Raw genomic sequence first — 13,172 nt, forward strand, 5'->3', positions numbered from 1 at the left:
CGGGTCACAGAGTTCCCCAATCATAGGACGAATAGCTGACCGGCACGAGGTCCAATGCGGACCTGATGAAATAGGCAGTTCGTTCGCAGTCAACGAGGCTCTCGCGACTCATAATTCGCCAATCGAATCTGTCGGAGGTCTCGATAGCAGATTCTCGATTTGCATTACATAGGATCTCGAGATCGGCGAGCATTCGGAGGTTGGATTCCGTGGATGATGCCTCCGTCCAAATCGCTGGCTCGGTGGTGTGCTTGTTGAGCCATGACATGCGGTGCAGGTTCTTCCAATTGAAGTCATGACGCATGCACGCATACACGAACGCCACCTCGGCGCTGCCGAAATGCGGATAGTCCCGGAACCACTCAGCCCGAATCAGATCCTCCAACTCCGTCCCGTCGATCTCACCGGTAAATATGCCGCTCCAGTCCCCCCACAGCGCAGCGAACAGCCTGTCGAGCACCGCGTCCCCCGCAGCGACGACGCCTTCGGGGATGCTGCACTTGTCGACGCTGAACGACAGCCACGGATAGTGCGGGCTGTCGGGGTCGAACAGGTCGTCGTTGTTCGTCGGGTTTTCCGAAGACTCGCCGTAGTTCGTCGTCCCGCGGGCATCAAGGAACTCATCGAGCGTCGCACCGGCGCCGTCGAGCCAGATGTTCCCGAGCTGTTGGACGTCTTCGTAGGCCTCACCCACCGAAGGCGTCGTGACGGCAACGACGAATCTGTTCGTCGTGAGCGGCGAAGGCGGACTGCCCGTCGATGTGGCAGGCGGCACCGCTGTTTCGACGACATAGCTGCCCGGCCCGATACCGGCAGCGGACAAGCGCAGCGCGCTGCCGTCTCCGGCGACAGCTGACGATCTTGAGAGGGCCAGCGGAGGCGTCTGCGCGGTCACGCCGTCCGTGCCCAAGGGCCACACGATCACAGAGAGCTCCGGCAGGACAGCACGGGGTCCAGGTCGAAGAGCGATGCCGATCGGATGGGCGTTGGCAGGCAGCATGAAGTCGATCTGCAATCCATAGCTTGATCGAGACGTCTCATCCGCCGGGATGTCGAATCGGAAATAGCCCGCCGTCTTGCCCGTCACCGACACCGAATCGCAGTCCTGCGCATACAGGTCCCGAGTCACGACGTTCCGCCACTGACGGCCGAACGTATCGGTACGCCCCTCAGGCAGTGTCTGGAAGCATGATTCGTCGAGTTCGGGTGTGAGGGGTTGGCAGGTGCCGTCGGGGCTGGCTCGGTAGCCGGTCTGGCAGTAGCTGGTGACGGTGATGGTCTCGGTGCCGGTGTGTCCTGATGCGGTGAACGCCAAGGTGACGGTGGTGGTGAGGGCTTTGTCGGGGGTGAGATCGACCACAGCGGAGCCGTGCAGGGCGGTGACGGCGGCGGTGAGCCCTTGGGGGGACACCGACTGCACAGTGACGGTGGCGTCGTGGGGCCGGTAGTCGAAGCGGTGCTTGGCGGTCAGCCCGACCGTCGCGGTCACAGTGGCGGGCAGGTCGTCTGACTGAGGCGCGAAGTCGGCGGCCACCATCAGTCGGTAGCCGCCGGTGGCTTCGGCTGTGGCGGTGGTGGCCTCGATCGTGTATCGGCCCGACGCGAGGAACACTTCCGACAGGCGGGCGTTGTCGCCGGTGCCGCTGTTGTCGTCGCGGCCCGCGACCTGGCCGCCGGATCCGTGTCCGTCGAGCAGCACCACATAGGTGTCGAGCGCGTTCGTGCCCGTGCCGGTGGCTTCCGCGTCGATGCCGACCCACCCTGAGGTGGCGAGCGTGAACGTGTGCCGGCGCACATAGAACGTGTCCGACGAGTCGGGGTCGCGGCTCGCGGTGGCACAGCTCGCGGTGCTCAAGGTGCCCGACACAGTCCGGGTGGCGTGCGCGAGCGTTCCCAACGGGGAAACACACACCGACGCGGGACGCGCCACGAACGCCGCAGACGCGGCAGCGGTCGCATAGCCGACGTTCTCGCAGGAGACCTGAATGCCGAGCCGGCCGGTATCGGTCGTGGACACGCTCACGGTGCGGCTCACACCGCTGCCCCCCGCAGACGGCGCACCCGAAATGCCCCACGCATTCGAAGCAGAGCAGTCCGCAGTCGCAGGAGCGACGTCGAAGCTGCCCGACATAGCCCCCGCCCCGTCACGGGACCCCGGCACATAGCTCGTGATCTCCACCGGCGGCACACACGTGATCGCCAGCACCGTGGTGTGCTCCACGACCCCATCGATCGACACGGTGAGGGTCACATCGGCGTCGGAAGTGCAGGTCACCCCTCCGGTTCCCTCCCGGGTCCACTGCACCGCCCCGTTGAGCACCGCAGCGCCCAGGTCCCCGTCGGCGCCTTCGAACGTCACCCCCGTCCCCGCGGCCCACCCGAGAGTCATCCGGCTCGACGGGCCCGACGCCTCAACGCCGACCACGAGCGTGTCGCCCCGGGTCATCGTGCACGCGTACTTCTGGTCCACGCCGGCGTCGAGCGTGCCCGTCCAATCAGCACACGTCCCGCCGCTGTCCGCGTCGACCTCCACCGAGCTCACCGGCACCAAAGCCCTCAGCGTCGACGTCGACGTCGCGGCCGTGTAGCCGTCATGGGCGCATTCCACGGTGACGTCGGTGTCGCCCAGCGCAGTGAGGCCCACCGACAGCACACGCCGCCCGTCGTCGTCGACATCAGTGACCGTGCCCGAGCCCGGGGTGCACGACGCGTCCGCGGGGGTGACGGTGAAGTAGTCGCGTGCGGTGCCGGTGCCGATGACCGCGCCGCCGTCGAGGCCTTCGATGAGGACCTCGAGCTGCGCGGTGACCGTCAGGTCGTAGTCGCCGGTGCGGTAGGACCCATAGGCGGTCGCCTCGATCGTGTAGATCCCCGGGGCGAGCTGCTTGCCTGCGATCCGCGAGTCGTAATCGCCGGGCGCGCGGTCGTCGTTGCGGCCCAGCACGGTTCCGGTGCCGTCCTGGGGGGCGCCTTGCTGCAGCAGCACGTAGGTGTCCAGCCGCCGCCGGTTCGACGACGCCGACTCCAAATCGATCGTGACCGTCGCAGGATTGATCAGCTCGAAAGTGTGACGGCGCGCGTAATAGCCCGAAGCGGTGCCCCCATCAGTCCACCGCTGCGGCGACCGGCACCTGGTGCTCGTCGCGATCGTTCCCGAACGCTCGGTCACACCGTCCCCCAGCACACCAAGCGGGCTGTCGCAAGGATCCCCATACGACGCCACAAAGGCCGCCGAAGCCGTCACCGGCGCATGACCCGGCGGCGTGCAGTCCACCGACACCACCGACGACACCTCACTGCCCGCCACCGCGTCGAGGCGCACGCGCGCCGTGCGCGAGCCCTCAGTACCCGCAGTGACACCCGCCCTGCCCGCCGTCGCATCAGCCGTGCACACCGCAGCCGCCGGGCTCACCGTGAACTCGTCGGTCACCGTCACCGTGCCCGTCCCCGAACCCGACGAATCGTCCAGACCCGTGATCGCACCCTGATCCGCGCAGTCGACACTCACCACAGACACATGAGCGACCGCATCATCGCCGGACCCCGCAGTCGCCGTGAGCGTCACCGTGCGCACCGCCGCCGCGGTGCACGACACCGTCACAGCACCCGACCGCGTCCAGCTGCCCTCCACAACAACACCGTCAGGGCCCGCCAGCGGGGCGACCGCGTCCAAAGACCGCGACACCACCGTCACGCCCGTCCCCGCGGACCACCCCAACGAGATATCCCTGCTGGACGCATCCGCGGTCGCGCTCAGCACCAAACGATGCTCATCGGACAACGGGCACCAATAGCCGCTGTGCGCGCCCACCGGCGCCGGCGACACCGAAGAGCAGTGATCCCCGCTCACCCCCACATCCAACGACACGACGGTCCCGCAGACCACGGTGAAGCGGGTGATGTGAGTGTCGGTGTCGGTGCCGGTCCCGGCGGTGACCGTCAGCGTCGCGGTGTGAGCGCCTGCTGCGGTGCATCCCAGCGTCGCGGCCGTGGTGGTATGCCAGTGGCCGTCGAGGCCGGGGGCGTCGTCGTCGGGCACGGTGCCCAAGGTGACGGTCACGTCGTCGCTGGCGGTGGTCCATGCGAGGCTGATCGCGGCGTGGCTGGCAGCTGCGGTGACACTCAGGGCGGCGGTGCCGTCGAGGGCCACCGCGCACTCGAACGCCGCGTCGACGCCGTCGGGGAGGTCCCCCGGCGCGGCGGTGCATGCCTCGCCGCCGGTGACCGTGACCGACCCCACCTCGACGGCTGCGTCCGCGGTGAACAGCGCTTTCTCGACCCCGTCGGTGTTGCCTGTGCTGGTGCAGGTGACCGTCACGGTCGACGACGTGCCCGCGGGCAGGCTGACGGTGAGGGTGCGCTGCGCTCGTTGGGCGCCGGTGCCCTCTGTGACGGTGCCCACCGGCAAAGCAGAGCATCGCGCCGTGTCAGGATCGACAGTGAACGCGTCGACCACCGCAACTGTGCCGCTGCCGGGCTCGGTGGTGTCGGCAAGGCCCTCGATGGCCACCGGGGTGCGGCAGGTGACGGCGAGCCGGGTGAGGCGGGTGTCGACATCGGTGCCTGACCCGGCGGTGACCGTGAGTGTGGCGGTGCCGTCCGCGGTGCACGACAGGTCCGCAGCGGCGGTGGTCTGCCAGTCCCCGTCGGGCCGGCTGGTCGCGGCGGGCACCGCGGCCGCCGTCGCGACGACGTCGCTGCCCGACGTTGTCCATCCCATCGCGATGGCGGCGTGGTTCGCGACCGCGGTCACATCGACCGTGACCGGGCCGCCCTCATCGACGGTGCACCCGAATGCCTGGTCGATGCCGTCAGGGGGGTCCCCCGGCGCAGCAGTGCACGCCCCGCCGCTGGCGAGCGTGACCGATGCCACCTCGGCGGGCTCGGTGACCGCGAACACAGCGGTCGCGGTCCCGTCGGCGTGGCCGTCGGCGCGACAGATGACCGTCACCACCGCAGAGGCGGGAGCGACCATCGGCAGCGTGACGGTGCGCGTCGCCCCTGTGTCGGGCGTGATGGTCGCGGTTCCCACCGTGGAGGCGGCGGTGCACGTGGCGGCGGCGGGTGTGACGGTGAAGGCGCCGCTCACCGCGACGTCGCCGACCAGCGTCGAGGGCTCCGGGCCGTCGATGACGACTTCGCTGTCATAGGCGACGTCGACGGCGAGGGTGTAGGCGCCGGTCGCGCGGACCGCGTAGGTGGTCGCCTCGATCGTGTAGACGCCCTGTGCGAGGTCCACGTCGGACAGGCGGCTGTCGGTGCCGCGTGCGCCGCCGTCGTCGTCGGCGCCGATGCGGGCGCCCGCCGCGGCGTCGTCGCCGGCGATCAGCACCACGAACGTGTCCAGCGTGGCGGTGTCGGAGCGGTCGTCGCCGAGGTCGATCGTGACCGTCGCCGGCCCGGTGAGAGTGAACGTGTGCCGTCGCGTGTAGTAGGCCCAGCCGAGCGCGATGCGGTGCCGACGCGTCGAGATGCACGCCGCGTCGGCCGCGATCACCCCCGACGCCGACGTGATGCCCCCCGCCAGGCTGCCGAGGGGGTCGTTGCACCCATCAACGGGCTCGCCGCTGAACAGCGCAGACTCCGAGTCGCCTGCCAGCGGCGCCTGGGAGCACGACACCGTGACCGTCGCCGTGGTGCCTGACGCGACCGCGGCAGTGACGGTGCGGCGGTTCCCCGTGCCTGTCACCGTGGCGGTGCCCGCTGTCGACGACGCTGAGCACCCAGCGGTGCCGGGGGTCACCTCGAAGGAGTCCGACACCGGCGCCGACGCGTCGCCGCTGTGGTCGGTGTCGTCCAGGCCGGAAATGAGCACCGCTGCGGGCGCGTCGCACGCGACGGTCACCTGCGCGGTGTAGTCGGCCGCGTCGGCCAGGGTGACCGTGACCGTCGCGGTGCCGGTCGCGGTGCAGCCCACCGTCGCGGTCCGCGCCGACTGCCAATACGAGACCGCCCCGTCGGGCGAGCTCACCAGGGCCGCCGGCCGCGACACGCCCCCGACGACGCTGACCCCGCCCGCCGCAGCCCACCCGATCCGCGCCCCGCCGGTGTTCGCGTCCGCCGCGGCCGACACCTCCAGGGAGTCCCCGCGGGTCATCGTGCAGGCATATGCCTTGTCGAACCCCGCGGCGGTCGTCGGGGTGCAGCTGCCCCGAGCGGTCGCGGTCACGCTCACGTTGGACACCGCCGCTGCGGAGCGCGCGCTCAGCTGCACGTTCTGTGTGCCGTCGGCGTAGCCGTCCGCCGAGCACGTCACCGTCTCCGCTGTGGTCGTGCCGACCCTCAGATCGGCGCTGAGCGTCCGGTCGGCGGCCTCGGCGCCTTCGGTGACGACGCCCAGCGGCGAAGAAGAGCACACGGCCGTGGGGGGATCCACCGTGAAGCCCTCGTCGACGGTCACGGTGCCGAACCCCGGCTCGATCCTGCTGCCGAGCCCGGTGATGCGCACCAGCGGCAGGTCCGCGGCGGTGAGCACCGTCAATGTGAACGCACCGGTGTCGCGTGCGGTGCTGGTGGTCACCTCGATCACATAGACCACACCAGCAGCGACCGGGACCTCGGCGAGGCGCGCGTCGCCGGTGTTCGCGCTGCCGCTGTTGTTGTCCGAGCCCAGCACCTGCGCCGCGGCGCCGCTGCCGCGCAACGCGTACAGGTACAGGTCCACCGCCGACGACGACGCGTCCACCGTGATCCTCGACGCCGCGGGGACCCGCAGCGTGTAGCGGCGCGCGTGGTTCGGCGACGACTCGCTGCCGCGCACCCACGACCGGCACCCATCGGTCGCCGACAGAGTCCCGCTGCGCGTCACGGTGCCCGCCTCCAGCAGCCCCAGATCGGTCGAGCAGCCCCCCGTGCGCACGAACTCCGCAGTCGCCGACGCCGAGACGTGCCGCGTCGCGGTGCAGGTGACCGTGACAGTCACCTTCCCCGTCGCCGAGCCCGTCACCGCAACCCTCACCACGCGATCGGCACCGTCGTCGTCGGTGAACGTGACCGTCGCGTCGATGCCCTCGAAGACCCTCCGGCAGCTCGCCGACGCGGGCGACACCCCGAAACCGCCCGACAGATCCGCCGCGGACCCCACAGCGCCCTCGAAACCCGAGATCACCACCACCGCCAGCGCCGCGAACACGACGTCGACCGTGTCGGTGCCGTCGTGGTAGGCAGCCGCCGTGCAGCGCACCTGCACACCCACGGTGCCCGCCACACCCGAGGTCACGCTCAGCAGCCTCAGCGCTGCCTCATCGGAATCCTCGGTGATGACCGCGACGGCGTTCTCGTCGCCCGAGACCACCGTCGGCGTGCAGTGCGCACCGACCGGCATCACCAAGAACCCCTCCGCAGCGGGCGCCACCGTGAACCCCTCGCCCGCAGGAGGAGCCGCGTCGGCGGTCACCTCGCCGCGCAGCCCGACGATCGACACCGCGACGCGCCGCGCCTCGAACGACAAAACGCGCGTGTCGGTCACCGAGGGGTCTTCTGCCAGCGAGCAGCTCACCCTCACCGACACCTCGCCGGTGCGCGGCGTGCCGCCCACGACCGTGTCCACCCCCACAGTGCGCGTCGCGGTGTCCGCCCCCGCCGGGGCGCCCACCGCCGCCGCGATCCCCGACGCGTGCCCAGACGTGCACACAGCGGTCTCGGGCGCCACCGTGAACGACCCCGTCATCGTCCCCGGCCCGTCGCGCGAGCCGCCGACCGGATCGCTGATCGACACGGCCGGCAGCGCCGCGAACACGAAGCTCTCCGTGTCGGTGCCCGCGTAGTACGCGGGCGCGGTGCAGCGCACCTCCACACCCACGGCGCCCACCACATCGGAGCCCACCCTCACCGTCCAATGCCCCACCAGACCCTCGTCCCGATTCGAGGTGTCCGCGATCGCCACATCGGCGTCAGGGTCGCCCGACACCCGCGCAGCGGTGCACGACGCCGTGTCGGGCCGCGCCAGGAACGACTCGACCGCGTCGTTGTCCGCGTCGCCCGACGCGTCGACGAAACCGACGACCTCGACCGCGATGCGCCGCGCCGAGAACAACGCCGTCGCCGTCGCCGTCTCATAGCCCGTCGCGTCGCACGACACCCGCACCCTCAGCGCGCCCGTGCGCGGCGTGCCGTCCACGACCGTGTCCACCGACACAGTGCGCGACGCGGTGGTGCCGGTGGAGGGGTCCACCTCAGCAGTGATGCCCGACCAGTGCTCAGCAGAGCAGCGCGCCCACGACGGCGACACCGTGAACGACCCCGTCATCGCCCCCGGCCCGTCGAGGGTGTCGCCCAACACCGCAGTGATCGACACCGACGGGGCAAGCGCCACGAACGTCGCCCGCCGCGACGCCGTCACATAACCCGGCCGCGAGCACTCCACCTCCACCACCGCCGCATCGCTGTCGATCACCGTCACCGACACCGTGCGCCGCGACCCCGACCCGACCGGGGGACCCACCCACGCCTGGGTGCCGCTGTTCACCTGATCCGACGTGCACACCGCGTCCGACGGCCACACATCGAAACCGTCCGACAGCGTCACCGTCCCAGGACGCAACAACTGACGCGTGTCGCCGTCGAAACCCGTGATCGACACCTCAGGCGGCGGTTCGGGCTCCGCGAAGACGTACCGGGCCGAGTCCTCCCCGTCGTCGTAATGAGTAGCCGAGCACTCCACCGTCACCGTGTAAGTGCCCGCCCCAGCCGCCGACACCGACACGGTGCGACGACTGCCCGAGCCCGTCGCCACCGCCGCCGCCGAGCCCGTCGCCTCCGCGTCGCACGACGCAGTGTCGGGGTCCACGTTGAACCCCTGAGCCACCGCGTCACCGCCCGCCGTGCCTGACTTGTTGCCCACCCCCGTCACCGACACCGCCACCCGCCGGAACGTGAACGTCGCCTCGTCGCTGTCGGGCACGTACCCGTCCTTGGAACACCTCACCGACACCACCGCCGCGCCCGTGCCCACCGCGGCCGAGTCCGCCCGCAGCCTGCGCGACGTCGTCGTGTCGTCGACCCAGTCCAGACCCACATCCAGCCCCGACACCAACGACTCGACACACGACGCCGAGCCCGGCCACACGCTGAAGGGATCCACAGCAGGCCCCGGGCCGTTCCTCGAAGCACCGCCGAACCCCGAGATCGACACCTCCGGGGCGTCCACCTCGAAATCGGCCTCAGCCGACGCTGCCTCATAGCCGGTCGCGTCGCAGCTCACCCGCACCCGCGAGGTGCCCTCCAGCGCCGAGATCTCCACCTCCAGGCGCCGCCCCGACCCGCTGCTGTCCCTCCATCTGCGCTGCGAGCCCACCCCCGACACCCACGAATGCGAGCACGACGCCGACGACGGCGACACCACGAAGTCCTCCAACAACACCACCGGATCGCCATCGGTCCGATCCTCAGAATCGCCGTCGAAACCCGTGATCACCACCGGCGGCGTCACAGGCTCGGCGAACACGTACCGGGCCGACGCCGAGCCGTCGTCGTAATGAGTAGCCGAGCACTCCACCGTCACCGTGTAAGTGCCCGCCCCAGCCGCCGACACCGACACGGTGCGACGACTGCCCGAGCCCGTCGCCACCGCCGCCGCCGAGCCCGTCGCCTCCGCGTCGCACGACGCAGTGTCGGGGTCCACGTTGAACCCCTGAGCCACCGCGTCACCGCCCGCCGTGCCTGACTTGTTGCCCACCCCCGTCACCGACACCGCCACCCGCCGGAACGTGAACGTCGCCTCGTCGCTGTCGGGCACGTACCCGTCCTTGGAACACCTCACCGACACCACCGCCGCGCCCGTGCCCACCGCGGCCGAGTCCGCCCGCAGCCTGCGCGACGTCGTCGTGTCGTCGACCCAGTCCAGACCCACATCCAGCCCCGACACCAACGACTCGACACACGACGCCGAGCCCGGCCACACGCTGAAGGGATCCACAGCAGGCCCCGGGCCGTTCCTCGAAGCACCGCCGAACCCCGAGATCGACACCTCCGGGGCGTCCACCTCGAAATCGGCCTCAGCCGACGCTGCCTCATAGCCGGTCGCGTCGCAGCTCACCCGCACCCGCGAGGTGCCCTCCAGCGCCGAGATCTCCACCTCCAGGCGCCGCCCCGACCCGCTGCTGTCCCTCCATCTGCGCTGCGAGCCCACCCCCGACACCCACGAATGCGAGCACGACGCCGACGACGGCGACACCACGAAGTCCTCCAACAACACCACCGGATCGCCATCGGTCCGATCCTCAGAATCGCCGTCGAAACCCGTGATCGACACCTCAGGCGGCGCCTCGCAGTCGACCGTCAGCTTGACCCTGTCGGTATCGGCGCTGTCCCGAGCCGTCAGAATCGCCGTCCCATCAGACGTGCACGTCAGCGTGGCGGTGTTCTCACGCCAATACCGAGTCGAGAAATCCGGCAGCACATCCACCTGCAACGCACCCTGGGACTCCCGATCAGACACACCACCAGTGCTCGACCACCACAACCGCAACGAGTTCTGATTGCTGGTCGCCGAGCCCACCACCACCAACGAACCGCCCTCCACCAAAGAGCACGAGAACGCATCATCAAACCCCGACGGCGTCGACACATCCGAACACGACCCACCAGACGACACCGACACCGAAATGCCCGACACATTCGCCGACACAGCCGGCGCCCACAGCGCCAACAGCCCCACAAGGGCGCCCGCCACCGCCACAGCAACCCCAAAACGGCGCCAACGGCTCATCGCACACCTCGACAGCACCGGACCCGGCTGACGGCCGGTGCCTCAACAGACGCACAGACTACTCATATATTCATGAGTAGAAATGGATGAGGGCGGATCGTAACCGAAGAACCAAACACCGACCGAACCCAACAGACGACCTCCCCGGGGCCAACCAGCTGTTCGGGTTCTCGACGTGCAACGATGTCAGCGACATCGATCATGTCGCCATCTACGACTGCCTATGCCACTACCGTCACCGCCGCGCCGTGGCCCTCGACGTTCCCGTCTGCTGCCTCAATCCCTAGCGGGATTCGAGCCAGTCGCGCACTGCGCCGGCGAAACGGGCGGCTGGGGCGCCGTCGAAGGCTCGGTGATCCCAGGTCAGCGAGAGGGTGAGCACCGGGCGGGCTGCGGGGTTGCCACCTGACCAGTCGGTCTCAGTGCGGATGCGTCCCACGCCCAAGATGGCGGTGTTCGGTGGGTTGATGACCGGCGTGAATGCGTCCACGCCGAACATGCCAAGTGCGGTGACCGTGAACGTGGCGCCCTGGAAGTCGTCGTAGCCCAACGCTCCCTCGCGTGCGCCGCCGGCAAGGCGCTTCGTCTCTGCTGCGATTTCGCTCAGGCTCAGACGGTCGGCATGACGGATCACCGGCACGAGCAGGCCGTCGTCGAGTGCGACAGCGAGACCAACGTGGATGTCCCCCAACAGCGCAACCGCATCGGCGGTGACCTGGGAATTGATGCGCGGGTGGGCACGCAGCGCAGCGGCAGTTGCGGCCACGACGTAGTCGGTGTAGCCGGGCACTGCAGCATCGGCGGTGCCAACGCCGTTGTCGCTGCGGTCAGCTTCAGCCAGCGCTGCTCGTTCCGCCACCACTGCGCTCATGTCAACATCCATCGTGAGCGTGAGCTGGGCCATTGATCGCAGCGACGCGCTCATCCGATCCGCGATGACACCGCGCATGCCTCGCAAGGGGATCTCCTCCGTGGGCGTCTGGGCAAGTGGTGGTGCCTCGTCCGCTGCGGCGGGCTTCGTCTCGGGAGCCGCACTCGGCGGGGCGGGCCGGGCCGGCTCGACGGGTGGGCTCAGCCGGGCCAGCACTTCGCGTACGTGGACAGCAACGTCTGCGCGCGAGATACGGCCATCGGCAGCGCTGGCTCGAACAATACGTAGGTCTACGCCGAGCAGGTCCGCGAGCTGCCGGGCCGCCAGAGTTGCTGGCGGTGACACTGCCGCGCTGAGGTCCGGCGCAGTTGTCGCCATTGGAGTTGCTTCGCCCAAGGCCGGAGCAGATGATGCGTCCAACGCTGCTCGCACGTCACGCTCGGTGATGCGGCCTTTGGGACCTGTCCCGGCGATGACCGCCAACTCCACGCCGAGTTCCCTCGCCAAACGCTTGGCTGCAGGCGACGCCAGGACACGTTCCCCGGGAACCCGTGTCGGTGCTGCAGACGGCGCAGCGGCGGCTGCCGGCTGCGTGTGCGACAGCGGCGCCGTGGAAGCCTGCGCTGGTGCCTGACGAGGTCCGGTTGCTGCTTCGGGCGGGGACTCCCCCGGTTCCAAGAACCAACCGATCCTCACGCCGCAGGCGTATTCCTCGCCGACATCCCCCGTCTGAGCCAGCACGCCACTGCCGGACGCCTCGATCTCGGTTTCGACCTTGTCGGTCTCGACGATCAACACCGCTTGGCCGCTGCGGACTTCGGCACCGTCGGGTACCAGCCACTGCAAGATCGTGCCTGACTCCATCGTCAGACCCAGCTTCGGCATCGCAAACTCGGTGGCCATCGGCGTCCCCTCGCTCAGCCGCTCGCAACCGCAGGCCCGACGGGGTAGCGCCGTCGCTGTGCCGCCGCAACCGCTGCGCCTACGTCGATCACCTGTGGGCCGTTGGAATTGACGGTGACCTCTGCCCTCTCGCCTCGGGCCAGGACGATCTCGCGCTCTCCGTCCAGCGTCAGCACACCGGGACCTCGCAACGTGACCAGTTGGTCGAATCGCAGCTTCTCGCAATGTTCGATGCTGATGTCGGAATAGCTGCCGGGCATCACTGCTGCCCGGATGTGTCTGCCGTGTTGCACACTGCGCGACGCGCACCCCAAGCGGACATGGACTCCGCCGGCTTCGTGGCGCCCCACCGGGGCGACGGTCGCAGCGATGGCTGACAGTCCCACCGATGCCGGCTCGGCGATGGCAGCGACAATCTCGCTCACCGACGCCGATTCCCACACGGCGCGTGCACCCACAAACGCGCCCCGCACCAGGCACACATCGACGAGCGCGATATCTGAGCCGCCACTCGACTCCATCGTGATGTCAATGATCTTTGCCTGGGCTGCCACCTCTGCCGCAACCCCGAGACCGCTCACCACCGCTCCTGCCGCGAAGCCGGCAACGGTGTGGCCCCTGAGGTGAGCCTTCTTAGGTCCTTGCCGGCCAGCGGGTTAGCAACGATGCCGACCGTCGGGCCAGCAGCCT

Annotated in this window: 3 protein-coding genes; all 3 read right to left on the bottom strand. The window is 69.5% G+C overall.

What is annotated here, in order from left to right; translation table 11 throughout:
- Nucleotides 1–4: 4 nt before the first annotated feature.
- Nucleotides 5–10,708 carry a hypothetical protein gene (locus ACOCMM_RS11455; protein WP_419553283.1) on the bottom strand — a complete coding sequence of 3,568 codons (10,704 nt, stop codon included), beginning with the start codon at nt 10,706–10,708 and terminating at the stop codon, nt 5–7.
- A 283-nt stretch (nt 10,709–10,991) separates the two neighbouring features.
- Complete coding sequence (locus ACOCMM_RS11460; RefSeq protein WP_419553284.1) at nt 10,992–12,482, bottom strand: 2-oxo acid dehydrogenase subunit E2; 1,491 nt, start codon at nt 12,480–12,482, stop codon at nt 10,992–10,994.
- 14 nt (nt 12,483–12,496) lie between these two features.
- Nucleotides 12,497–13,063, bottom strand: a complete 567-nt coding sequence (locus ACOCMM_RS11465; protein ID WP_419553285.1) for a hypothetical protein — start codon at nt 13,061–13,063, stop codon at nt 12,497–12,499.
- Nucleotides 13,064–13,172 lie beyond the last annotated feature (109 nt).

Origin of the sequence: Candidatus Poriferisodalis sp., from assembly GCF_965198245.1 — a bacterium.
Lineage (GTDB): Bacteria > Actinomycetota > Acidimicrobiia > Acidimicrobiales > Poriferisodalaceae > Poriferisodalis.

Coding starts and splice junctions, on each gene's coding strand:
- ACOCMM_RS11455 (WP_419553283.1), bottom strand. CDS start 10,708: ATGAGCCGTTGGCGCCGTTTTGGGGTTGCTGTGGCGGTGGCGGGCGCC.
- ACOCMM_RS11460 (WP_419553284.1), bottom strand. CDS start 12,482: ATGGCCACCGAGTTTGCGATGCCGAAGCTGGGTCTGACGATGGAGTCA.